Source organism: Micromonospora sp. NPDC049139 (assembly GCF_055586845.1).
In genome coordinates this window covers 218,249-241,442 of sequence record NZ_JBVJHK010000003.1, presented here as the reverse complement: position 1 = coordinate 241,442, position 23,194 = coordinate 218,249, and the positions used below count along the sequence as shown (strand labels likewise).

Annotated in this window: 18 protein-coding genes; 8 read left to right on the top strand and 10 right to left on the bottom strand. The window is 75.0% G+C overall.

Translation table 11 applies throughout. The features are described from left to right. The first annotated feature begins 42 nt into the window (after window positions 1-42). The 4 genes from ACZ6Q9_RS07890 (at window position 43) to ACZ6Q9_RS07875 (ending at window position 5,020) form a co-directional block, all read left to right on the top strand. On the top strand, window positions 43-630 hold the full coding sequence (locus tag ACZ6Q9_RS07890) for a PadR family transcriptional regulator (RefSeq protein ID WP_350704982.1): 588 nt from the start codon (window positions 43-45) through the stop codon (window positions 628-630). After that, on the top strand, window positions 627-1,385 hold the full coding sequence (locus ACZ6Q9_RS07885; RefSeq protein ID WP_393266627.1) for an ABC transporter ATP-binding protein: 759 nt from the start codon (window positions 627-629) through the stop codon (window positions 1,383-1,385). Before ACZ6Q9_RS07890 ends, ACZ6Q9_RS07885 begins: the two co-directional genes overlap by 4 nt. Next, complete coding sequence (locus ACZ6Q9_RS07880) at window positions 1,382-4,084, top strand: FtsX-like permease family protein (protein ID WP_396828248.1); 2,703 nt, start codon at window positions 1,382-1,384, stop codon at window positions 4,082-4,084. Before ACZ6Q9_RS07885 ends, ACZ6Q9_RS07880 begins: the two co-directional genes overlap by 4 nt. A gap of 198 nt (window positions 4,085-4,282) precedes the next feature. Next, window positions 4,283-5,020, top strand: coding sequence for a nucleotidyltransferase domain-containing protein (locus tag ACZ6Q9_RS07875; protein WP_393266631.1), 738 nt, complete (start codon window positions 4,283-4,285; stop codon window positions 5,018-5,020). An 82-nt stretch (window positions 5,021-5,102) separates the two neighbouring features. Here the strand turns inward: ACZ6Q9_RS07875 and ACZ6Q9_RS07870 are convergent, their stop codons facing one another. Both ACZ6Q9_RS07870 and map read right to left on the bottom strand, forming a co-directional pair. After that, window positions 5,103-5,819: a VIT1/CCC1 transporter family protein gene (locus ACZ6Q9_RS07870; protein ID WP_350704974.1), complete on the bottom strand. Its 717-nt coding sequence runs from the start codon at window positions 5,817-5,819 to the stop codon at window positions 5,103-5,105. Continuing rightward, the gene (gene map / locus ACZ6Q9_RS07865; protein WP_350704972.1) at window positions 5,816-6,673 is read right to left on the bottom strand and encodes a type I methionyl aminopeptidase; all 858 of its coding nucleotides are present in this window, start codon (window positions 6,671-6,673) and stop codon (window positions 5,816-5,818) included. Before map ends, ACZ6Q9_RS07870 begins: the two co-directional genes overlap by 4 nt. Window positions 6,674-6,769: 96 nt before the next feature. Here map and ACZ6Q9_RS07860 point away from each other — a divergent pair, with 96 nt between their 5' ends. Then, entirely contained in the window at window positions 6,770-7,087 is a 318-nt protein-coding gene (locus tag ACZ6Q9_RS07860; RefSeq protein WP_363702578.1) for an STAS domain-containing protein, read from the top strand. Between the two features lie 34 nt (window positions 7,088-7,121). Here the strand turns inward: ACZ6Q9_RS07860 and ACZ6Q9_RS07855 are convergent, their stop codons facing one another. The 8 genes from ACZ6Q9_RS07855 to pcaF form a co-directional block, all read right to left on the bottom strand. Beyond that, entirely contained in the window at window positions 7,122-10,784 is a 3,663-nt protein-coding gene (locus ACZ6Q9_RS07855; RefSeq protein ID WP_396828250.1) for a SpoIIE family protein phosphatase, read from the bottom strand. 178 nt (window positions 10,785-10,962) lie between these two features. Further along, window positions 10,963-11,730, bottom strand: coding sequence for a 3-oxoacyl-ACP reductase (locus ACZ6Q9_RS07850; protein ID WP_396828252.1), 768 nt, complete (start codon window positions 11,728-11,730; stop codon window positions 10,963-10,965). 5 nt (window positions 11,731-11,735) lie between these two features. Next, window positions 11,736-13,091: an aldehyde dehydrogenase family protein gene (locus ACZ6Q9_RS07845; RefSeq protein ID WP_466021395.1), complete on the bottom strand. Its 1,356-nt coding sequence runs from the start codon at window positions 13,089-13,091 to the stop codon at window positions 11,736-11,738. Between the two features lie 36 nt (window positions 13,092-13,127). After that, window positions 13,128-14,492, bottom strand: coding sequence for a glutamine synthetase family protein (locus tag ACZ6Q9_RS07840; RefSeq protein ID WP_396828256.1), 1,365 nt, complete (start codon window positions 14,490-14,492; stop codon window positions 13,128-13,130). A 320-nt stretch (window positions 14,493-14,812) separates the two neighbouring features. Next, on the bottom strand, window positions 14,813-15,313 hold the full coding sequence (locus ACZ6Q9_RS07835; RefSeq protein ID WP_393266645.1) for a DUF456 domain-containing protein: 501 nt from the start codon (window positions 15,311-15,313) through the stop codon (window positions 14,813-14,815). Continuing rightward, the gene (locus tag ACZ6Q9_RS07830; protein WP_393266648.1) at window positions 15,310-17,484 is read right to left on the bottom strand and encodes a putative bifunctional diguanylate cyclase/phosphodiesterase; all 2,175 of its coding nucleotides are present in this window, start codon (window positions 17,482-17,484) and stop codon (window positions 15,310-15,312) included. The genes ACZ6Q9_RS07835 and ACZ6Q9_RS07830 overlap by 4 nt, the downstream gene beginning before the upstream one ends. Before the next feature lie 4 nt (window positions 17,485-17,488). Continuing rightward, a complete protein-coding gene (locus ACZ6Q9_RS07825; RefSeq protein WP_396828259.1) occupies window positions 17,489-18,307 on the bottom strand; it encodes an SAM-dependent methyltransferase in 819 nt (272 codons plus the stop codon). A 279-nt stretch (window positions 18,308-18,586) separates the two neighbouring features. After that, the gene (gene pcaF, locus ACZ6Q9_RS07820) at window positions 18,587-19,792 is read right to left on the bottom strand and encodes a 3-oxoadipyl-CoA thiolase (protein ID WP_393266652.1); all 1,206 of its coding nucleotides are present in this window, start codon (window positions 19,790-19,792) and stop codon (window positions 18,587-18,589) included. Between the two features lie 107 nt (window positions 19,793-19,899). Here pcaF and ACZ6Q9_RS07815 point away from each other — a divergent pair, with 107 nt between their 5' ends. The 3 genes from ACZ6Q9_RS07815 to ACZ6Q9_RS07805 all read left to right on the top strand — a co-directional run bounded on the left by ACZ6Q9_RS07815 (window position 19,900) and on the right by ACZ6Q9_RS07805 (window position 23,107). Then, window positions 19,900-20,865 carry a glutathione S-transferase family protein gene (locus tag ACZ6Q9_RS07815; protein ID WP_396828261.1) on the top strand — a complete coding sequence of 322 codons (966 nt, stop codon included), beginning with the start codon at window positions 19,900-19,902 and terminating at the stop codon, window positions 20,863-20,865. Next, window positions 20,858-21,535, top strand: a complete 678-nt coding sequence (locus ACZ6Q9_RS07810; RefSeq protein ID WP_393451745.1) for a DUF998 domain-containing protein — start codon at window positions 20,858-20,860, stop codon at window positions 21,533-21,535. Before ACZ6Q9_RS07815 ends, ACZ6Q9_RS07810 begins: the two co-directional genes overlap by 8 nt. Before the next feature lie 264 nt (window positions 21,536-21,799). Further along, entirely contained in the window at window positions 21,800-23,107 is a 1,308-nt protein-coding gene (locus ACZ6Q9_RS07805) for a dicarboxylate/amino acid:cation symporter (protein WP_396828425.1), read from the top strand. Window positions 23,108-23,194: the final 87 nt, after the last annotated feature.

The window sequence follows — 23,194 nt, the reverse complement described above, 5'->3', positions numbered from 1 at the left end:
TCCGGTTGCGGGTCGCATACCAGGTATGCATACTCCGGAGCCATGTCCATCCGTCACGGGCTGCTCGCCCTGCTCGAACGCGGCCAGATGTACGGCTACCAGCTCCGCGCCGCGTTCGAGGAGTCGACCGGCTCGACCTGGCCGCTGAACATCGGGCAGGTCTACACCACCCTGTCCCGCCTGGAGCGGGACGGGCTGGTCCGCTCGCTCCCCGAGAGCGAGGCCGGGCAGCGCCCGTACGAGATCACCGACGCCGGGCGGACGGACCTGGCGCTGTGGTTCGCCACCCCGATCAGCCGCACCGACCGGCCCCGCGACGAGTTGGCGATCAAGCTGGCCCTCGCGCTGACCACGCCCGGCGTCGACGTGCGCTCGGTGGTGCAGACCCAGCGCAGCGCGACCATGCGGACGCTGCAGGAGTTGACCCGGTTGAAGTACGCCAGCGACCGCCCGGAGGACCTGCCGTGGCGGCTGGTGCTGGACGCCATGGTCTTCCAGGCCGAGGCCGAGGTGCGCTGGCTGGACCACTGCGAGACGAGCCTGGTGCGCTACCGTCCGACGGGGCCCGGCCGCGCGCCGACGACGCCCGCCGAGGCGGTGGACCGGGCGGACGAGGAGGCGCGACGGTGAGCGTGGGCAGCGGGCCGGCGGGCGACAGCCCGGCCCCGGCCGTGCTCGATGTGCGCGACGTGCACCGCACCCACGGCACCGGGCCGGCGGCGGTGCACGCGCTGCGCGGCGTGAGCCTCGCCGTCCACCCGGGCGAGCTCGTCGCGGTGATGGGGCCCTCCGGCTCCGGGAAGTCCACCCTGTTGGCCCTCGCCGGTGGGCTGGACGGCCCGACCGCCGGCGAGGTGCTCGTCGAGGGCGAGCACCTCGGCGCCCTGGACCGGCGCCGCCTCGCCCAGGTGCGTCGCCGCCGGATCGGCTACATCTTCCAGGACCTGAACCTGCTCGGCAGCCTCACCGCCGTGGAGAACGTCGCGCTCCCCCTGGAACTCGACGGGACCGGCGTCCGGCGGGCGCGCCGGCTGGCGCTGGACGCGCTGGCCGAGGTGGGCCTGCCGGAACTCGGCGACCGGTTCCCCGACCAGCTCTCCGGCGGCCAGCAGCAGCGGGTGGCGATCGCCCGCGCGCTGGTCGGCGAGCGCCGGCTGGTGCTCGCCGACGAGCCCACCGGGGCGCTGGACTCGCAGACCGGCGAGGCGGTGCTGCACCTGCTGCGCCGGCGGGTCGACGCCGGGGCCGCCGCAGTCCTGGTCACCCACGAGGCGCGGCACGCCGCCTGGGCCGACCGGGTGGTCTTCCTCCGCGACGGGGTGCTGGTCGACTCGACGGCCCCGCTCGGCAGCGTGGAGCAGCTGTTGACCGGCAGCGGTCGGTGACGGCGGGCCGGGGCGGCCGGCTCGCGGGCGCCGTCGGCTCCTGGTGGGTGGCGCTGCGGATCGCCCGCCGGGAGGCCCGACGGGCGCGGGGGCGTACGGCGCTGGTGCTCGCGATGATCACGCTGCCGGTGCTGGTGCTGACCTTCACCGCAGTGAGCTGGGACATGTCCGAGCTGACCCGGGCCGAGCGGACCGAGCGACAGCTCGGTGTCGCCGACGCGGAACTGCTCTGGGTGGCGCGCGGGCCGGTCACCCAGGACTCCTGGGGCGATGGCTGGGTGTCCGACCACGACGCGACCCCGCCGGCCGAACGGGTCACCGCCGAACAGGTCACCGCCCTGCTGCCGGCCGGGAGCCGGGTCGTCCCGCTGCGCCGCTGGGTGAACTTCGACGCCCGGGTCGGCGACCGGGTCGACCGGGACGTCACCGGCCGCGCCGTGGACCTCGCGGACCCGCTCGGCCGGGGGCTGGCCCGGTTCCGTTCCGGCCGGGCGCCGGCCGGGCCGGACGAGATCGCGCTGAGCCCCGCCGCGCTGCGCCGACTCGACGTCCGTCCCGGTGGCACCGTCACGTCCGGGGACGGCTCCCGCTCGTGGCGGGTGGTCGGGGTGGTCGAGTACCCGGACGACCTGGGACCGATCGTCACGCTGCACCCGGCGACCGCCGGTCCGACGGACGCCGAGCCGGACATGACCTGGCTGGTGGACCTGCCCGGGACGGCGGACGAGACACTGTTCCGCCGGCTCAACGACCACGGCGTCGTGGTCCACGCCCGCACCCCCGCCCCGCCCTCGGGGGTGGACTTCGTCGGGCCCGAACCGTTCTCCTCGGTCGACGTCGAGGGGATGAGCGTCTCGGTACTCGTCGGCGGGCTGGGGCTGCTGGAGGTGGTGCTGCTCGTCGGCCCGGCCTTCGCGGTCGGCGTACGGCGGCGGCGCCGGGACCTCGCGTTGGTCGCGGTGGCGGGCGGCGACGACGCCCACCTGCGCCGGATCGTGCTGGCCGACGGCGTGGTGCTGGGCGCCCTCGGGGCGGCAATCGGGCTCACGCTCGGCGTCGCCGCCGCGTTCGCCGCCCGGCCGCTGGTCGAGCAGCACCTCTACGGCGCGCGCTTCGGCGGGTACCGCTGCTGGCCGGAGGCCCTGATGGCGGTCGCGGCCGTCGCGGTGCTGTCCGGCGTGCTGGCCGCGCTGGCCCCGGCCTGGGCGGCGGCCCGGCAGGACGTGGTGGCCGGGCTGGCCGGCCGCCGCACCCCGCCCGCGCACCGGCGGCGCTGGCTCACGGCCGGCGTGTGCATGGCGGCCGGCGGGGCGGCGCTGGCCGCGTTCGGGGCCGCCCGGACGTCGCCGCCGGTGATCCTCGCCGGTCTGGTCCTCGGCGAGCTGGGGCTGGTCTTCGCCACCCCGACGCTGGTCGGCCTGCTCGCCCGGCTCGGGCGGTCGCTCCCGCTGGCGCCCCGGATCGCGCTGCGCGACGCCAGCCGCAACCGTTCCTCGGCCGCCCCGGCGATCTCGGCGGTGATGGCGGCGGTCGCCGGCAGCGTCGCGGTCGGGGTATACCTGGCCAGCGACCACGCGCGGAGTGCCGCGACGTACGAGCCGAGTATGCCCGCCGGCACGGTGCTGGTGCACCGGCCGGACCTGGACACCGCACCCGCCCTGGCCCGGGTCACCGAGGCGGCCCGCGACCAGCTCGGCGCCGCCACGGTGGCGCCGCTGGCCGGGGTGCGGTGCACGACGGAGGCCGAGCCCTGCTCGGTCGCTCCGGTGCTGCCGCCGCACCGGGCGTGTCCCTGGCCGGCCGGCGACGGCCTGAGCGAGGCCGAGCGGCGGCAGGCCCGGGCGGACGCCCGCTGCCGGGGCGACAACCTCCACGGCGCGTACTTCCAGGTGCTGGTGGACGATGGGAACGCCCTGCCGCTGCTGACCGGTGCCGACCCCGCCGACGTCGCCGCCGCGGCCGCCGTGCTGCGCGCCGGCGGCGCGGTGGTGACCGATCCGCGCTACGTGGTGGACGGGCGGATCGAGGTGGCGGTGAACGGGTCGGGACCGGCCGGGCCGGTGACCTCGGCGCCCACCGCCGTCGCCGCGTACGCGCTGCGCACCGGGGTGCCGACGGAGCGGCTGCTGCTCTCGCGGCGGGCGGCCGACCGGCTCGGGCTGGCCACCCGTGCGCTCGGCTGGGCCGTCGCGGCCGACGGGGCACCCGACCAGGGCCGGCAGGACCGGTTCGCCACCGCGCTGCGCCCGCTCGGCGCCCACGTGGAGATCGAGCAGGGCGACCGGTCGGACGACGGGCGGCCGGTGCTGCTCCTGCTGGCCGCCGCGGCCGGGGTGATCACCGTGGGCGCCGCCGGCATCGCCACCGGGCTGGCGGCGGCCGAGGGGCGCGCCGACCTGTCCACGCTGGCCGCGGTGGGCGCCGGCCCCGGCCTGCGCCGGCTCCTGTCGCTGTGCCAGTCGGGGGTGATCGCCGTGCTGGGCTCGGTGCTCGGCATCGTCGCCGGCCTCGGCTCGGCGGTGATCATCCTGACCGCCCTGAACCGCCGGTACGCCGGCTCGTGGCCGGTTCAGGACCCGTACCCGGTGGTGGTCCCGTGGGCGACCCTCGGCGTCCTGGTGGTGGTGCCGCTGGTCGCGATGCTCGGCGCGGGACTGTTCACCCGGTCCCGGCTGCCGGTCGAGCGACGCCTCGACTGACCGGCCGGCGCCGCGCACACTGGTGCCCGGGCCCGTCCTGCAAGCCCTCACCCGCCGCGTCGAGAGTCCCCACCGGGCGCGGCGGGCCGGGCGGATCGGGCGGGCGCGACTAGGCTGGTGCGGTGACCTGCGCCGCCGCGACACCGCGGGCCGGCTCGTGCCGGGCGGCCCGGTCGGCGAGGGCGTGAGGTGGTCGGCGTGGACGTGGACGGCGTGGCCTCCGGCGGCGACCCGCACCCGGGCGATCCACGCTGGGCGGTGGCCGAGCGGGTCGCCGACGCCGCCCGCCGGCGCTTCCCGGCCGACGTGCTCGCCGTCGCCGTGCACGGCCCGCTCGCGCACGGCGACGACGACGGCGGCGGGGACGGCGAGGTCGGGCTGCTGGTGGTGACCTACCGGCCCGGCGGCGGCCCGCCCCCGGCGACCCGGCGGGTCGACGGCGTGCTGGTCGACCTGACCGTGGCCGGCGCGGACGACTACCTCCACCAGGCCCGGCTGATCTCCCCGCTCTGGCCGCTGACCGCCGACCGGTACGTCAGCACCCGGGCGCTGCACGACCCGACCGGCTGGCTGCGCACGCTCCGTGACGAGCACCTGGGCCGGCTGGCCCGTGCCCGGCCGGCCGAGTTCAGCACGGCGGCCCGGCAGGCGTGGTACAGGGGCAGCGCGGCGCACGCCCGGGCGGCCCGGCTGGCCGGGTGGTACGAGACCGACCAGGCCCTGCTGATGCTCGGCGAGGCGCGGCTGGCGGCGGCCACCGTGAACGGGCTGCTCAGCCGCACCTACTTCCGCGACCCCGGGGACGCGGTGCGGCGCACCGGCCTGGCCGGCGCGGACATGACCGAGGTGGGTGCCGTGCTGGCCCGCCAGGCGGCGGAGCTGACGGCCCGGGGCCGCCCCGTCGACGGGACGGTCGACGACCTCCTCGACGGCTGACCCGCCGCGCGGCGGCGGGACGCCCTGGCCGACGAACCGGAGCGCCTACGACCGGCTCCGCCGGCCCGAGGGCGCGGCGGCGTCAGCCGAGGGCGCCCTGGACGCCGATGAGGGCGCCGACGAGGTAGGTGGCGCCGGCCGCCGCGGCACCCAGCAGGAGCTGGCGCAGGCCGCCGGACCACCAGGGCCGGGCGGTGAACCGGGCGACCACCGCCCCGGCCGCGAAGAGCCCGAGCCCACCGACGGCCAGCGCCAGCCAGAGGCTGGTCGAGCCGAACAGGTAGGTCAGCAGCGGCACCAGGGCCCCGACCGAGAAGAACAGGAACGACGAGATCGCGGCCGCCCACGGGCTGGGCTGGTCGTCGGGGTCGACGCCCAGCTCCTCCCGGACGTGCACCCGCAGCGCCTCCTCCGGGTTGCGCCGCACGGCCTCGGCGACCTGCATGGCGAGGTCGTGCGGCAGGCCCCGGGCGACCCACGCCTCGGCCAGCTCGCGCGCCTCCGCCTCGGGGTGCCGCTCCAGCTCGCGGCGTTCCTTGGCCACCTCGGCCGCGACCTGCTCGTTGGCCGAGCGGACGCTCGTGTACTCCCCCAGCCCCATCGAGATGGCGCCGGCCACCAGGCCGGCGGTGCCGGTGAGCACGATGCTGCGGGGCGACACCCCGCCGCCGCCGACGCCCGCGATCAGGGCGATGTTGGTGACGAGGCCGTCCATCGCGCCGAAGACGGCGGGCCGCAGCCAGCCGCCGGACACGTCCGCGTGGTGCGCCTCGCGCAGCGCCGCAGGGGTGTCGGTCACGGCAGTGTGAGGATCTCGTGGCCGTCCTCGGTCACCACGATGGTGTGCTCGAACTGCGCGGTCCACCTGCGGTCCTTGGTGACCACCGTCCAGCCGTCGTCCCACATGTCGTACTGGTGGGTGCCGAGGGTGATCATCGGCTCGATCGTGAACGTCATCCCCGGCTCCATCACGTCGGTCGGGCGGGGGCTGTCGTAGTGCGGCACGTAGAGCCCGCTGTGGAAGGACTCGCCGATGCCGTGGCCGGTGAAGTCGCGGACCACGCCGTAGCCGAAGCGCTTCGCGTACGACTCGATGACCCGGCCGACCACGTTGATCTGGCGGCCCGGGGCGACCGCGCGGATGCCGCGCATCATCGCCTCGTGGGTCCGCTCGACCAGCAGCCGGGCCTCCTCGCTGACCTCGCCGACGCAGAAGGTAGCGTCGGTGTCGCCGTGCACCCCGTTGATGTACGCCGTGACGTCGACGTTGATGATGTCGCCGTCGGCGAGCACGGTGGAGTCGGGGATGCCGTGGCAGATCACCTCGTTGAGGCTGGTGCAGCAGGACTTGGGGAAGCCCTTGTAGCCCAACGTCGACGGGTAGGCGCCGTGGTCGCAGAGGAACTCGTGCACGACCCGGTCGATCTCGTCGGTGGTCACGCCGGGCTTGCAGTGCTCACCCGCGAGCTGGGTGGCCTGGGCGGCGAGCCGACCCGCGATCCGCATCTTCTCGACGGTCTCCGGGGTCTGCACGTGCGAGCCGCGCCACTCCTGGGGACGCTTCTTGCCCACGTACTCCGGGCGGACGATGTGGGCGGGCACGGGCCGCAACGGAGAGAGCGTGCCTGGGGTCAGCGGCGCACGGACGGTCATGGGCCCAAGCCTATCGCCGCAGGGCCGGGCGGCCCCCGCCCCCGCCCGCCCGGCCCGGTTGTTGCCGCGCCCGAGAGGCTGTGCCATTGTGGCTGCGTGGATCAAGGGGACGGCGCGCCTCCCGTATTCTCCGCCAGCGCGGAGGCCGACGGTGGTCACGTCCGCGTCGTGGTGACCGGCGAGGTCGACATGGCCACCGCCGACACGATGGTCCAGACCGTGCTGCGGGAGCCGGCCGAGCGGGTGACGCTCGACCTGCGGGCGGTCACCTTCTTCGACTCGGCGGCGATCCACGCCGTGGTCCGGCTCGCCCAGCAGTTCCCCGACGCCCTCGCCGTCCTGCCGTCCCGGCAGGTCCGCCGCGTGCTGGACATCGCCGGTCTGGGCGAGCAGACCTGGCTCCGCCCGGCCTGATCCCGCGCCGCTCCGGCCGCCGCCGGGCGGGTGCTCAGTCCGCCAGCCGCCGGCGCAGCGTCACTTCCGTCCCCTCGGGGGTACGCGTGACCGACATCTCCCCCAGCGCCTTGATGAGGGACAACCCCCGCCCGCGGAAGCCCGACCCGGTCGACTCCCGCCACCGCCCGCTGTCGCGCACGGTGGCCACCACGGTGCGATCCTCGATGACCACCTCGACGGCGATCGCCGGCTCCGCGGGGTCGACGGGGTGCTCGATGGCGTTGGCGGCCGCCTCGGAGACGGCGACGGTCAGGTCGAACAGGTCCGTCTCGTTGACGGAGTGCGCGACGAGGAAGTCCTCCAGCCGCTTGCGCAGCACGCTGAGCCGGGTGGGGTCGGTCGGCAGCCGCAGCGCGAACCGGTTGAGTTCCGCCGCCTCCAGGGCCAGCACCGCGACGTCGTCGCGCAGGGGCCGCCCGGCGATCCGCCGGACCACGGCGTCGATCACATCGGTCACGTGCTCGCCGGGCGTCGCCGCGTCCTGCCTGAGCCGGGCCAGCGCGTCGTCGATGTCTAGCTGCCGGTCCTCGATCAGCCCGTCGGTGTAGAGCAGCAGCCGGCTGCCCGGGGTCAGTTCCCCCTCGACCGTCCGGTAGGACGTGTCGGGGATCGCCCCGACGGGCGGGCCGAGCGCCCGGTCGTGCAGGAACGCCACGTCGTCCCCCCGGATCAGCAGCGGCGAGGGGTGGCCGGCGCTGGCGTACCGCAGCCGGCCGGTGCGCGGGCTGAACCAGAGGCAGACCACGGTGGCGAAGGAGCGGCCCTCCGTCGTCCCGACCAGCCGGTTGAGCCGGGTCAGCGACTCGCCCGGGTCGAACCCCTCCAGCACGTACGCCCGCAGCGCGTTGCGGAGCTGGCCCATCGCCGCCGCCGCGCGGACGCCCTTGCCCACCACGTCGCCGATGACCAGCACCAGCTCGTCGTCGCACAGGGCGACGACGTCGTACCAGTCTCCGCCGACCTCCACGTCGGCGCTGCCCGGCAGGTAGCGGCTGGCGACGACGGCGCCCGGCAGCTGCGGCAGCGACCGGGGCAGCAGGCTGTGCTGGAGCGTGGTGGCGATGCGGTGCTCGGCCTCGTAGAGCTGGGCGTTCTCCAGCCGCACGCCGACCAGCCGGGCGAGCTGGGTGAGCGCGGCCTCGTCGGTGCGGGCGCCGTCGCCGTCCGGCCGCCAGACCCGCAGCTCGCCGAGCTGCTCGCCGACGGTGCCGGTCAGCGGCAGCACGAAGGACGGCTCGACGGGGGCCGACCCGCCGCCGTCGGCCTCGAAGCGCATCCCGGTCGCCGAGACCACCACCCGGGCGGCCTCGGCGAGGCTGAGCGCGTGCCGCGCGGCGACCTGGAGCACGTCGGCCGTGGATCGGGCGGTGTTGACCGCCACCGCGGCGTCGGCCAGCGCCCGTAGCCCGCGGATGATCTGGCCGCGGAGCTGGCCCAGCTCGACGTTGGCCCGGACCCGGGCGATCAACTCCTGGCCGGAGAAGGGCTTGGTGAGGTAGTCGTCGGCGCCGGCCGAGAGCCCGGCGACCGCCTCGGCGGAGCCGGCGCGGGCCGACAGCAGCACGATCGGCACGTGCCGGGTACGCGCGTCCGCACGCAGCGCGGCGACCAGCCCGAAGCCGTCCAGCCGAGGCATCATCACGTCGGTCAGCACCAGGTCGAAGGCGCCGTCGACGGCCAGCCGCAGCGCCTCCAGGCCGTCGGTCACCGCGACCACCTCCCATGACGGGGCGAGCAGCCGGGTGACGTGTTCGCGCAGGTCGGCGTTGTCGTCGGCGACCAGGATCCGCCCGGCGGCGCCCGACCCGGCCACCCGGGTCGCCCCGGCTCCCGCGGCGTCGGCCCAGCGGGCGGTCTCCGCCACGTACAGGTCGGCCCGCACCAGCTCGACCGGCGCCGGGGGGCCGGCGTCGGCGACCCGTTCGGGCGGCAGGTGCCCGGTGCCGAAGGGGACGGTCACGGTGAACGTGCTGCCCTCGTCCACGCGGCTGCTGGCGGCCACCTCGCCGCCGTGCATCTCGACCAGCTCGCGGACCAGCGCCAGACCGATCCCGGTGCCCTCGTGGGTGCGCGAGCGCGCCCCCGGCGCCCGGTGGAAGCGGTCGAAGACCTGCGGCAGCTCCTCGGGGACGATGCCGACGCCCGTGTCGGCGACCTCCAGCCGGGCGGTGCCGTCGACGGCGCGGACCCGCACCCGGATCTCCCCGTCGAAGGTGAACTTCACCGCGTTCGACACCAGGTTGAGGACGATCTTCTCCCACATGTCCCGGTCCACGAAGACCGGTGCCGGCAGCGGCGGGCAGTCGACCACCAGGCGCAGCCCGGCCCGATCGGCCGCCGAGCGGAACGTGCTGGCCAGCCGGGAGGTGTAGTCCGCCAGGTCGGTCGGCTGGTAGTGGGCGGCCAGCCGACCGGACTCCAGCCGGGAGAAGTCGAGCACCGTGTTGACGAGCTTGAGCAGCCGCAGCGCGTTGCGGTGCATGGTGGTGAGCCGGTCCGTGTACGCCGCGGGCAGCGCCGGGTCGGCGAGCAGGTCCTCCAGCGGGCCGAGCACCAGGGTCAGCGGGGTGCGGAACTCGTGGCTGATGTTGGCGAAGAAGTTGGTCTTGGCCCGGTCGAGGGCAGCCAGCTCGGCGGCCCGGGCGCGCTGGTGCTCGTACGCCTGCTGCTTGCCGACCGCCCGGGAGACCTGCGCGGCGACCAGGTCGAAGAAGTCGCGGTACTCGGCGGTCAGCGGCAGCCGGCGGGCGAGGCCGACGACTAGCGTCCCGACGGTCTCGTTCGCCGCGGTGACCGGCAGCACCAGCGCCCGCTCGGCCGCGCCGGCCGGGACCCGGGCGAGCAGGTCCGTCACGGCGACGGTGGTGGCGGCGCCGCCGGCGGCGACCTCGGCGAGCGACGCCGGGGACGGCGTGGTGACCGCCGCGGCGTCGACGCCGCTGCGCCCCGCCAGCGCGAGGCGGCCGGTGTCGTCGGGCAGGTGCACCAGGGCGAACGGCACGTCCGGCCGGTGCCGGTCGAACACCGCGGCGGCGGCCCGGCCCAGCTCCGCCGTGCTGCCCACCTCGGCCAACTCGCTGCCCAGCTCCGCCAGCAGCCGCAGCCGGCGCTCGCCGAGCACCCGGCCGGTGGTCTCGTTGACGATGCAGAAGATGCCGTCGACGGTGCCGTCGACGCCCAGGATCGGGTCGTACGAGACGTCGAAGTACGTCTCCTCGAGGAAGCCGTGCCGGTCGAGCGGGAAGGGATGATCCTCGGCCCGGTACGACCGGCAGCCGCGCCGGACGCCCTCCAGCAGCGGCCCGAGCACGTCCCAGGTCTCCGCCCAGTGCTCGCGGGCCGGCCGGCCCAGCGCGTCCGGGTGCTTGCCGCCGATCGTCGGCCGGTAGGCGTCGTTGTAGAAGGCGAGCTGCTCCTCGCCCCAGAACATGACGATCTGGGCGCTGGAGGCGAGCATCATGCCGACCGCCGCACAGAGCGCAGCCGGCCAGCGGTCCGGGGTGCCCAGCGGGGTGGTGGACCAGTCGAACGCGCGCATCCGCTCGCCCATCTCGCCGCCGGCCGCGAACGCCGCGGCGAGCAGCGGGGGAAACTCCACTTCCCGGACGCGGTCGGGCGGGTGCCCCTCGTCCACGCCCCCCTGGGCCGAGCTCATGCAGCCTCCCGCTCCGGCCTTCCCCGCCTCGGCCCGATGATCCATCCGGCCGTGCCCCGCTCAGTACCCTGACGGGCCGGCAACGTAACGCATGCCACGCCCTGGTCGCTGATTACGTCCGCTCGGCCGGCCGTCGGCTGCTCGACGGCACCTCCCCCGCCATCCGGAGGGCGCGGGCTCACAGCGGGGTGACGTACGCGCTGGTGATGCCGCCGTCGACCACGAACTGCGCGGCGGTCATGAAGGAGGCGTCGTCGCTGGCGAGGAAGGCCACCGCGGCGGCGATCTCCTCCGGCCTGCCGAACCGCCCCATCGGCACGTGCACCAGCCGGCGGGCCGCGCGCTCCGGGTCGGCGGCGAAGAGCTCCAGCAGCAGCGGGGTGGCGACCGGGCCGGGGCAGAGCGCGTTGACCCGGATGCCCTCCCGGGCGAACTGCACGCCCAGTTCCCGGGTCATCGCCAGCACCCCGCCCTTGCTCGCCGTGTACGCGATCTGCGAGGTGGCCGCGCCCATCAGCGCCACGAACGAGGCGGTGTTGACGATCGAGCCCTTGCCCTGCCGGCGCATGTGCGGGATGACGTGCTTGCAGCAGAGGTAGACGCTCGTGGTGTTGACCCGCAGCACCCGCTCCCAGGCGTCCAGCCCGGTCTCCAGGATGGAGTCGTCCTCCGGCGGGGAGATGCCGGCGTTGTTGAACGCGATGTCGACCCGCCCGTGCCGCTCGGCCACCCCGTCGAAGAGGTCCCGTACGGCCGCCTCGTCGGCGACGTCCGCCGCGACGAACTCGCCGCCCACGGAGTCGGCGGCCCGCTTGCCGGCCTCCGGGTCGATGTCCACGCAGACCACCCGCGCCCCCTCGGCGGCGAACCGCCGCACGGTGGCCAGCCCGATCCCGCTGCCCGCACCGGTGACCACGGCCACCCGGTCCTGAAGACGACCCTGCACGCGCCTCACTCCTCCGTTGCGATGAACACGTTCTTGACGTCGGTGAAGGCGTGCAGCGCCTCCGGGCCCAGCTCGCGGCCCAGCCCGGAGCGCTTCATCCCGCCGAAGGGGGTCCAGTACCGCACCGAGGAGTGCGAGTTGACGCTGAGGTTGCCCGCCTCGACCGCCCGCGCCACCCGGACGGCGCGGCCCACGTCCCGGGTCCAGACCGAGCCGGACAGGCCGTACTCGGTGTCGTTGGCGAGTCGCACCGCGTCGGCCTCGTCGTCGAACGGGAGCACCGAGACGACCGGGCCGAAGATCTCCTCCCGCCAGTGCCGGTCCGCCGTGGAGTCGGCGAGCAGCACCGTCGGGGCGTACCAGAAGCCGGGGCCGTCGGGGCGGGAGCCGGTGAAGGCGACGGTCGCCCCGTCGACGTACCCCGCGACCCGGTCCCGCTGGCCGGCGGAGATGAGCGGGCCCATCTCGGCGGTCTCCCGGGCCGGGTCCTCCACTCGCAACGCCCGCACCGCCGGCTCGAGCAGCTCCAGGAAGCGGTCGTACGCCGGCCGCTGGACCAGGATCCGGGACCGGGCGCAGCAGTCCTGGCCGGCGTTGTCGAAGACGGCGTACGGGGCGGTGGCCGCCGCCTTCTCCAGGTCGGCGTCGGCGAAGACCAGGTTGGCGCTCTTGCCGCCCAGCTCCAGCGTCACCCGCTTCACCTGGGCGGCACAGCCGGCCATGATCCGGGTGCCGACCTCGGTGGAGCCGGTGAAGCAGACCTTGCGGACGGCGGGGTGGGTGACGAAGCGCTCCCCCACCACGGACCCGGCTCCCGGCAGCACCGTGAACACGTCCTCGGGCAGCCCCGCCTCGCGGGCCAGCTCGGCCAGGCGCAGCGCGGTCAGCGGGGTCAACTCGGCGGGTTTGAGCACCACCGTGTTGCCGGCGGCGAGGGCCGGCGCGAAGCCCCAGGCGGCGATCGGCATCGGGAAGTTCCACGGCACGATCACCCCGACCACGCCGAGCGGTTCGTGGAATGTCACGTCCAGCCCGCCCGGCACGGGGATCTGCCGCCCGGTCAGCCGCTCCGGCGCGCCCGCGTAGTAGTCGAGCACGTCCCGGACGTTGCCCGCCTCCCACCGCGCGTTGCCGACGGTGTGCCCCGAGTTGCGCACCTCCAGCCGCGCCAGCTCCTCCAGGTGCGCGTCCACCAGCGCGGCGAACCGGCGCAGCAGCCGCGCCCGGTCCCCCGGCGCCAGTGCCCGCCACCGCGGGTACGCCGCGTCCGCCCGCCCGATCGCCGCGTCGACCTCGTCGGCCGAGGCCGACGGCACGACCGCCACCACCTCGCCCGTCGTCGGGTTCACCACCTCGGTCACGGGCCCCATCCCTTCCCGTCGATCACGCGGTCGAGGTCAGAGGCGTTCGAAGCCACGGAAGAGCTCCCAGTCGGTCACGGCGGCGTCGAAGGCGGCCAGCTCGACCCGCGCCTGGTTGGCGTAGTGCGCCACCACCTCGTCACCGAATGCCTCCCCCGCCACCGTCGAGGACTCCCACCGGACGAGGGCGTCACGCAGCGTGCCGGGGACCCGCTCGGCGGCCGGGTCGTCGTACGCGTTGCCGGTGCACTCCTCGCCCAGCTCCAGTCCGCGCTCGATGCCGTGCACGGCGCCGGCGACCAGCGCGGCGATGGCCAGGTACGGGTTCACGTCCGCCCCCGGGACCCGGTTCTCCACCCGCATGCCCTGCCCGTGCCCGACCAGCCGCAGGGCGCAGGTGCGGTTGTCCGTGCCCCACCGCAGCGCGGTCGGGGCGAACGACCCGGGCTGGTAGCGCTTGTAGGAGTTGACGTTCGGGGCGAACAGGAGGCTGAACTCCTGCATGGTGGCGAGCAGCCCGGCCAGCACCCGCCGCCCGGTCGCCGACAGGTGCGCCGGCCCGTCGCCGAGCAGCGCCGACCGGCCGTCCGCGTCACGCAGGGAGAAGTGGATGTGGCAGGAGTTGCCCTCCCGCTCGTTCGGCTTGGCCATGAAGGTGATCGACATGCCCTCCTGGGCGGCGATCTCCTTCGCCCCGTTCTTGTAGATGACGTGGTGGTCGGCGCAGGCCACCGCCTCGTCGTAGCGGAAGGCGATCTCGTGCTGGCCCAGGTTGCACTCCCCCTTCGCGCTCTCGGGGGTCAGCCCCGCCCCCGCCATCTCCCGGCGGATGCGGCGCAGCAGCGGCTCCACGCGGGCGGTGCCGAGCAGGGAGTAGTCCACGTTGTACTGGTTGGCGGGGGTCAGCTCCCGGTAGCCGCGCCGCCAGGCGTCCTCGTAGGAGTCGCGGAACAACACGAACTCCAGCTCCGTGCCGGCGTACGCGGTCAGCCCGTGCCCCGCCATCCGGTCCAGCTGACGGCGCAGGATCTGCCGGGGCGAGGCGGCCACCGGCCCTGACCCGTCCAGCCAGGCCAGGTCCGCCAGGAGCAGCGCGCTGCCCGGCTGCCAGGGCACCCGGCGCAGCGTGTCGAAGTCCGGCACCATGGCGAAGTCGCCGTAGCCGCGTTCCCAGCTCGACATCGCGTACCCGTCGACGGTGTTCATGTCGACGTCCACGGCGAGCAGGTAGTTGCAGCCCTCGCTGCCGTGCGCGACGACGTGGTCGAGGAAGTGGGGGGCGTGGAACCGCTTGCCCTGCAACCGGCCCTGCATGTCCACCAGGGCCAGCACCACGGTGTCGATCTCGCCCTCGGCGATGGCGACCCGCAGTTGTTCCAACGTGAGCGGAGCTTTCCTCATCGGCGGGCCTCCATCACCAAGGTCTACTGGCTAACCTGACCACCGTCAATGCCCAGCCCCGGATCCCGGCAACCGCCCGGGGTGGGTGCGCCGGGCTCGCTCCCGCCGACCGGCCCGGCGAGCGGGCAAATTGCGTTGCCGTCCGGGCGCGTGCGCCGCATGCTTGAGCCCGTGACCAGGCCCGATCGCGACGGGCCACCGCCGGGCGCTCGGACCGCCCCGGCACCGCGGCGGCGCGGGGCACGTCACCTCTCTCTCACCCGTGCGGCGCTGCGCCGTACCCGACGCCCGCCCCGCGCCGCCGCCCCACCACCACGCCGTCAGGTCAGCAGCAGACCGACGACCCAGAGCGCCGCCACGAGCAGGCCGGCGAGGAACTCGACCAGCATGGACAGGCCGGCCGCCGCCACGGCCTGCTTCGTCGCCGGCCAGGCCAGCCGGGAGTCGCCCAGCCGCAGCCGCTCCGCCGCCCACACCCCGCCGACGAAGCCGAGCACCAGCCCGACCACCGGTACGACGAAGAAGCCGACCAGTCCCAGCACGCCGCCGGCGAGCAGCGACGAGGTGGGCACCCCGGTGCGTTTCAGGTTCCGCCCCGGCCAGGCGTACTTCACGACGGTGCCGCCGGCGACGACCACCGTGGCGGCCGCGAGCACCGCCCAGCGCCCCGGCCCGGCGCCGCCGAAGAGCGCCCAGACCAGCACCCCGCCCCAGCACAGCGGCAGCGCCGGCAGGCCGGGCACCACCACGCCGGCCAGCCCGGCGAGGATGGCCAGCGCGGCGAGGACGGCGACGGCCGCCTCGGTGTCGGCGAGGCTCATGCCGCGGCTCCGTGCCCGCCGCCGCGCAGCCGGGCCGTGATCTCCGCCGCCGGCGCCGGCGGGCCGAAGTACCGCCCCTGCCCGGTGTCGCAGCGCAGCGCCCGCAGCCGCTCGGCCTGCACCCCGGTCTCGACCGCCTCCGCGGTGACCCACAGCTCCAACGCGTGCGCCAGCCGCACCAGCGCGTCCACGATCCGCTCGTCCCGGTGGTCGGTGGCCGCCTCCGGGCCGTCGCCCCGGATCCCCTCGACGAACGGGCCGGCCAACTTGAGGCAGTGGATCGGCAGCCGCCGCAGGTACGCCAGGTTCGAGTAGCCGGTGCCGAAGTCGTCGATCGCCAGCCGTACGCCCAGCGCGGCCAGCCGGTGCAGCGACCGCAGCGGCTCCCCCGCGGTGCCCATCACGGCGCTCTCGGTCAACTCCAGTTGCAGCAGCCCGGCCGGGAGCCCGGTGGAGGCCAGCGCGTCGGCGACGGTCTCCACGATCCGCGGGTCGTCGGCCTGCCGGGCGGCCAGGTTGACGCTGACCACCAGCCGGGCCGCGGGGAACTCGCGCCGCCACTCCTCCGCGTCCCGGCAGGCCTGCCGCAGCACCCACTCGCCGAGGCGGACGATCAGGCCGGTCTCCTCCGCCAGCCCGATGAACCGGTCCGGCCCGATGAGCCCCAGCTCCGGGTGCTGCCAGCGGACCAGCGCCTCCACGGCCAGCATCGAGCCCTCCAGCAGGGACACGATCGGCTGGTAGTGGAGCACGAACTCGTCCCGGTCCAGCGCCGCCGGCAGCCCGGCGGCCAGCGCGGAGCGGGCGATGTCCCGGGCGCCGCGCTCCGGGTCGTAGACCGCCCACCGGCCGCGGCCCTCCGCCTTCGCCCAGTAGAGCGTGGTGTCGGCGGCCTTCATTAGCTCCGAGGCGCTCGTCCCGCCGACGGGACACTCGACGATGCCGACGCTCGCCGAGACGGCGAGCTGGTGCTCGCCGATCCGGACCGGGGCGGAGACGGCGGCCAGAGCCGCCTCGGCGACGGCCACCGCGTCGTCGATGCCGGTGCCGTCGTCGACCAGGATGACGAACTCGTCCCCGCCCATCCGGGCGACCAGGTGGCCGCGCCCGGCGACGCACTCGGCGAGCCGCCGGGCGATCACCACCAGCAGCCGGTCACCGAGGTCGTGGCCGAGGCTGTCGTTGACCGCCTTGAAGCCGTCCAGGTCGAGAAAGCAGACCCCGACGCGGTGGTCCGCGTCGGCCATCTCGAAGACCTGGCCCAGCGTCTCGAAGAACAGGGTCCGGTTGGGCAGGCCGGTGAGCGGGTCGTGCAGCGCCTGGAAGCGCAGCCGCTGCTGGAGCTCGTACCGCTCGGTGATGTCCTCGATCATCGCGACGGTGAACCGGGGCCGGCCGTCGTCGTGCCGGATCAGCGAGACGGACAGGTCGGTCCAGACCACGCTGCCGTCCTTGCGGTGGTAGCGCTTCTCCACCCGGGCGCTGTCGTGCTTGCCCTCGACCAGCTCCTGGTAGAGCTCCCACATCCCGGCCGCGTCGTCGACGTGGAACAGCGACGCCACGTTGATCTGCCGCAGCTCCTCGACGGAGTAGCCGAGCATGTCCGCGAACGCCTGGTTGACGTCGATGATCCGACCGTCGATGCCGGCGATGCCGATGCCCGTGGGCGCCCCGACGAAGACCGCCCGGAACCGGGCCTCGCTGTCACGCAGGGCCTGCTCCACCTCGTCCCGCGCCTGCCACGCCGAGCGGGCGATCCGCTCCTGCTGGGCGAAGGTGCGGTCGCGCAGGGCGCGGGCGAACCCGGCGGCCAGCCCGCCCTGCAGGGCCGCGACCCGCTCCACCGTCTCGTCGTGGTGCGCCCGGGCGGGCAGCACCTCGGGAAGGAAGCGCTCGCCGAGGGCCCGCACCGACCAGTCGAGCACCCGCGGCTCCGTCAGGTGCTCCTCGACCAGTGCGCGCCCGACCTCCTCGGCCGGCAGGGCCGAGAAGGGTTCGGCGAGCACGGCCAGCGCCAGCCGGACGGTGTGCAGGTGCAGCAGCCGCTCGGTCTCGGCCGCGCTGAGCGGCACGAAACCGAGCCGGCGCACCGCCCGGGACCACTCGGTCGCGTACCGCAGGGCGCCCGACCGGCTGAGGTCGTCGCCGCCGGGCTCCGGTACGGCGCCCATGGGCTCAGGCGGTGGGCTGGTCGTACCGGGCGACGCCGCCGAAGGCACCGAACCGCTCCGGCTGGTCGTCCACGTCGGACGGCGAGTCCGGACGCCAGAGCGGCATGTGCACCACGCCCGGCTCCAGGATCGTCCAGTCGCCGAAGAAGCTGGTGACCTCGGCCCGCGAGCGCAGCGTGATCTCGGTGTCGGTACGCGCCGAGAGGCGCTGCGCGTCGAGCATCTCCTGCGGCTGGTCCTCGAAGGTGGAGTGCGAGATGACCAGGAAGCTGCCCGGGGCGGCGGCGGCCCGCAGGGTGGCCAGGACGTCGCCGGGTCGGTCGGCGTCCGGGATGAAGTGCACCACCCCGGCGAGCAGGATGCCCAGCGGCCGGCTGAAGTCGAGCAGCGCCAGCTCACGGGCCTCGGTCAGGATCCGCTCCGGCTCGCGCAGGTCGGCGTGGATCACCCCGGTCAGCTCGTTGCCGGCGAGCAGCTCCCGGCTGTGCGCCACCGCGACCGGGTCGATGTCGACGTAGACCACCCGGGCCTTGGGGTTGGCCGTCTGGGCGACCTCGTGCACGTTGCCGACGGTCGGGATGCCGGAGCCGATGTCGAGGAACTGGTCGACCCCGGCGTCCAGCAGCGTACGCACGGCCCGGCGCAGGAAGTCGCGGCCGGCGCGCATGGTGGCCGCCAGGTTGGGGGTCATGCCGGCGATCTGCTCGGCGAGCTGCCGGTCGATCTCGAAGTTGTGCGCCCCGCCGAGGAAGTAGTCGTAGACCCGGGCCGCGCTCGGCCGGGAGAGGTCGATCTCGGCGGGAAGTCCGTCCGGCATCTGCACTGCTGCACCCCATGTCGTCGCCGCGGTGCGGGAGGGAACCGGCGTCGGGGCGCGTGGGGGGCACGCGGAGCCACACCGGCCGACCCGCGGATCGAGTGGTGCTCACCACTCTAGGCCGCCCACTCCCGGCACGGCGAGGTCCCATGACCCACTTCGTCGGCCCGTCCGGTGTCCGTCACCGACCGGACACCCGGGCGCCGACCGGCCCGCCCCGCGCCCCTCCGGCCGGCGGGGGCGGCGGGCCCAGGACGGGCCGGCCGTTCTCCGACCGGCGACGGGTCAGCCGGCGGACTCCAGCAGCAGCGAGATGCCCTGCCCCACGCCGACGCACATGGTGGCGAGCGCCCGTCGCCCGCCCCGGCGCCGCAGCTCCAGCGCCGCGGTCAGGGCCAGCCGGGCGCCGCTCGCGCCGAGCGGGTGCCCGAGCGCGATCGCCCCGCCGTTCGGGTTGACGTGCTCGGCGTCGGTGGGCAGGCCCAGCTCGCGCAGCACCGCGACGGACTGCGCGGCGAACGCCTCGTTCAGCTCGATCACGTCGACCGCGTCGAGGCCGACGCCGAGCCGGTCGAGCAGCTTCCGGGTGGCCGGCACCGGCCCGACGCCCATGGTCCGGGGCGGTACGCCGGCCGCGGCGGCCCCGGCGAACCGGGCCAGCGGGGTCAGGTTGTACCGGGTCACGGCCGCCTCGGAGGCGACCAGCAGCGCCACCGCGCCGTCGTTGACGCCGGAGGAGTTGCCGGCGGTCACCGTGCCGCCCTCGCGGAACGGGGTGGGCAGCGCGGCCAGCTTCTCCAGCGAGGTCTCCCGGGGGTGCTCGTCGACCTCGACGAGCTTCGTCTCGCGCCGCCCCGCCGGTACGCTCACCGGCACGATCTCCTCGGCGAACCGGCCGTCGGCCTGCGCCTTCGCGGCCCGCTGCTGCGACCGGTACGCGAACTCGTCCTGCTCGGCCCGGCCGACGCCGTACTCGGCGGCGACGTTCTCCGCGGTCTCCGGCATGGAGTCGATGCCCCAGTGCTTCTTCATCAGTGGGTTGACCAGCCGCCAGCCGATGGTGGTGTCGTACACCTCCGCGTTGCGGGAGTACGGGGTCGTCGCCTTCGGCATCACGAACGGGGCGCGGCTCATGCTCTCCACCCCGCCGGCCACGACGAGGTCGGCCTCGCCGGCCACGATCGACCGGGCGGCGGTGGCCAGGGCGTCGAGGCCCGAACCGCAGAGCCGGTTGACCGTGCTGCCGGGCACCTCCTCGGGCAGCCCGCCGAGCAGCGCCGCCATCCGGGCCACGTTGCGGTTGTCCTCCCCGGCCTGGTTGGCGCAGCCCAGGATCACGTCGTCCACCCGCGCCCAGTCCACGGACGGGTGCCGGGCGACCAGCTCGCGGATCACGTGCGCGGCCAGGTCGTCGGGGCGGACGCCGGCGAGGGCGCCGCCGTACCGGCCGATCGGGGTGCGGACACCGGCCACCAGGTATGCCACGGTCATCAGCGCGATCCTTCGGGGGGTGGGAAGGGGCGGGGGCAGGCGCTTTCCGGGTCACGGGGTCGCCCGGCCGCCAGGATATCCGCGCGCCCAGCGGATAGGTTGACGGCATGGCCCGGGCCCAGTTCAGCGCAGAGACCAGCGGCGGTGGCGCGTTCGTCCGCCAGCCCAACCGGTTCACCGGTCGGGTCACCCCCCACTCGACCTCTCCCGCAGGGGGCGGCCCGGACGACCAGGACCGCTGGCCGCTGGAGCCGGGCCGCTACCGACTGATCTGGTGCCGGGCCTGCCCCTGGGCGCACCGGGCCCGGATCGTCCGTAACCTGCTCGGCCTCCAGGACGCGATCTCACTCGGCACGGTCGACCCGATCCGCGACGAGCGCGGCTGGCGGTTCAGCCTCGACCCGGACGGGTTCGACCCGGTGCTCGGCATCGGCTTCCTCTCCGAGGCGTACCTGGCCACGGACCCCGACTACACCGGGCGGGTCACCGTGCCGGCCCTGGTCGACACGCACACCGGGCGGGTGGTCACCAACGACTATCCGCAGCTCACCCTCGACTTCTCCACCGAGTGGCGCAGCCTGCACAAGCCGGGCACGCCGGACCTCTACCCGGTGGAGCTCCGCCCGGAGATGGACGCGCTGATGGCGGAGATCCACCGGGACGTCAACAACGGCGTCTACCGCTGCGGCTTCGCCACCTCGCAGGCCGCGTACGAGGAGGCGTTCACGGCGCTGTTCGCCCGGCTCGACGCGCTGTCGGAGCGGCTGGCGGGCCGGCGTTACCTGATGGGCGACGCGATCACCGAGGCCGACGTGCGGCTGTTCACCACCCTGGTCCGCTTCGACGTGGCGTACCACGGGCACTTCAAGTGCAACCGGCAGAAGCTCACCGAGATGCCGGTGCTCTGGGCGTACGCGCGGGACCTGTTCCAGACGCCGGGCTTCGGCGAGACGGTCGACTTCGACCACATCAAGCGGCACTACTACGGCACCCACGCGGCGATCAACCCGACGGGCATCGTCCCGCTCGGCCCCGACACCTCCGGCTGGACGACGCCGCACGGGCGTGGCTGAGCCGCGCCGGGCGGACCCGACCGCCGCCCCGGGCGTGGCCGAGCCGCGCCGGGCGGGCCCGTCCGTCTCCCCGTCCCGGGCCGCCGCCGCGTCGGCCGCGACCGGCTGCATCGTCGCGGGCGCGACCGCCGTGACCGTCGCCGTGGTCGCCGGTCCCGGCCCGGGCCTGACCGGGTACGTCAGCGAGGCGGGCGTCACCGACAGCGCGTACGCCCCGGCGTACCGGATCGGGGTCTTCGCCCTCGCCGCGGCGCTGCTGCTGCTCGCGGCGGCGCTGCCGGCGGGGCTGCGGTTCGCGGCCGCACTGCTCGCCGCCGGGAGCGTCTGCACCCTGGTCTCGGGCGCGGTGACGTGCAGCGCGGGCTGCCCGCTGCCGCCGTTCGAGCGGGCCACGGCGGCCGACCTGGTGCACGGCGGGGCGAGCATCGTCGCGACCGCGGCGGTGGTCTTCGCGATGCTGGCGATCGCCTTCCCGCCCGGGGCCGACCGGTCGCTGCGCCGGCTGGCCGCCGGGGCGGCGGCGGCGGCGCTGCCGCTGGCCGGGGTGGTGGGCCTGGCGATGCTCGCGGTGGGCCGGGGCACCCTGGTCGGGGTGCTGGAGCGACTGCTGCTCCTGGTGGCGCTCCTCTGGGCCACCGCCACCGCCACCACCATCGCCCTCCGCCGGTAAGGAAGGGCACCTTGTTAACGCCTCCGGTAGAGGAAGGGCCCCTTCCAAGCATTCGCTGTAAGGAGCGTCACCGGAGTCGATCCTTCCGGTCAGTCGGCCGGGGGGATAACCTCGGCGGGCGATGACCAACGTCTGGCACCTCACCGTGCGCCTGTATGTCGACCTCCGACTGCAGGCCAGCGGCATCTGTCCGGCGCAGCCGCTCTCCTGACGCTGCCCCGTTCGACCCTCCAGACCCTGGGACACATCCTCATGGCTTCCGCCCTGCGCAAGATCCCCTTCTCCGTGCAGATCCTGCTCGGCCTCGTCCTCGGCGTGGCGCTCGGCTTCCTCGCCCGCGCCAACGACCTGAGCTGGCTCACCAGCACCCTCGACACCGTCGGCGGCCTCTTCGTCCAGCTCCTCAAGCTGGCCGTGCCGCCGCTGGTCTTCACCGCCATCGTGGTCAGCGTCGTCAGTCTGCGGGGGGTGGCCAACGCCGCCCGGCTCGCGCTGAAGACCCTGCTCTGGTTCGGCGCCACCGCGTTGGTCGCCGTGGCCGTCGGCATCGGGCTCGGCCTACTCACCAACCCCGGCCGTGGCGTCACCCTGGACACCGCCGGCGCCGCCGCCCCGAAGAGGACCGGCTCCTGGACCGACTTCCTCACCGGCATCGTGCCGACCAACCCGGTCGGCGCGTTCGTCGAGGGCAACGTGCTCCAGATCGTCTTCCTGGCCCTCGTCATCGGCGCCGCGGCGCTGCTGGTCGGCGAGAAGGCCGAGCCGTTCGTGGCGCTCAACCGGGCGCTGCTGGAGATCGTCCAGAAGGCGCTCTGGTGGGTCATCCGGCTCGCCCCGATCGGCACGCTCGGCCTGATCGGCAACGCCGTCGCCTCGTACGGCTGGAACCTGGTGGCCCCGCTCGCGAAGTTCACCACCGCCGTCTACGTCGGCTGCGCGATCGTGCTGTTCGTGGTCTACCCGCTGGTGCTGCTGGCCGCCGGCCGGCTCAACCCGCTGCGCTTCTTCGCCGGCGCCTGGCCCGCGATCGAGCTGGCCTTCGTCTCCCGTTCCTCGGTGGGCACGATGCCCGTGACCCAGCGCTCGGTCGAGCGGCTCGGCGTCCCCCGCGAGTACGCCTCGTTCGCGGTGCCGTTCGGCGCGACCACGAAGATGGACGGCTGCGCGGCGATCTACCCGGCCCTCGCGGCGATCTTCGTCGCCCAGGTCTTCGGGGTGGACCTCGGCGTCACCGACTACCTGCTGATCGCCTTCGTGTCGGTGGTCGGCTCGGCTGCCACCGCCGGCCTGACCGGCGCGATCGTGATGCTCACGCTGACCCTGAGCACGCTCGGCCTGCCGCTGGCCGGCGCCGGCCTGCTGCTGGCGATCGACCCGATCCTCGACATGATCCGCACCGCCACCAACGTGGCCGGTCAGGCGCTGGTGCCGACCATCGTCGCGGCCCGCGAGGGCACGCTGGACCGGACCGCGTACGACTCGGCCGGCCGGCGCTCGCCGCTCGACCCGGCGGACGCCGAGGCCGACGCCCGGTCCCGCCGGCCGGAGGACCTCAGCCCCGTCCCGGCCTGAGGACTCCTCCCGCCCGCCGCTGCGGGACGCCGCTGCGGCACCTCCCCGGCGGACCACGCCCGCCACGACCCCGGCGGGCCAGCCCCG

Bases quoted from the DNA above. Each gene is read 5' to 3' on its own strand.
- ACZ6Q9_RS07835 (WP_393266645.1), bottom strand. From the start codon at position 15,313: ATGAGCCTCGCCGACACCGAGGCGGCCGTCGCCGTCCTCGCCGCGCTG.
- ACZ6Q9_RS07830 (WP_393266648.1), bottom strand. From the start codon at position 17,484: ATGGGCGCCGTACCGGAGCCCGGCGGCGACGACCTCAGCCGGTCGGGC.
- ACZ6Q9_RS07815 (WP_396828261.1), top strand. From the start codon at position 19,900: ATGGCCCGGGCCCAGTTCAGCGCAGAGACCAGCGGCGGTGGCGCGTTC.
- ACZ6Q9_RS07855 (WP_396828250.1), bottom strand. From the start codon at position 10,784: ATGAGCTCGGCCCAGGGGGGCGTGGACGAGGGGCACCCGCCCGACCGC.
- pcaF (WP_393266652.1), bottom strand. From the start codon at position 19,792: ATGACCGTGGCATACCTGGTGGCCGGTGTCCGCACCCCGATCGGCCGG.
- ACZ6Q9_RS07840 (WP_396828256.1), bottom strand. From the start codon at position 14,492: ATGAGGAAAGCTCCGCTCACGTTGGAACAACTGCGGGTCGCCATCGCC.
- ACZ6Q9_RS07890 (WP_350704982.1), top strand. From the start codon at position 43: ATGTCCATCCGTCACGGGCTGCTCGCCCTGCTCGAACGCGGCCAGATG.
- map (WP_350704972.1), bottom strand. From the start codon at position 6,673: ATGACCGTCCGTGCGCCGCTGACCCCAGGCACGCTCTCTCCGTTGCGG.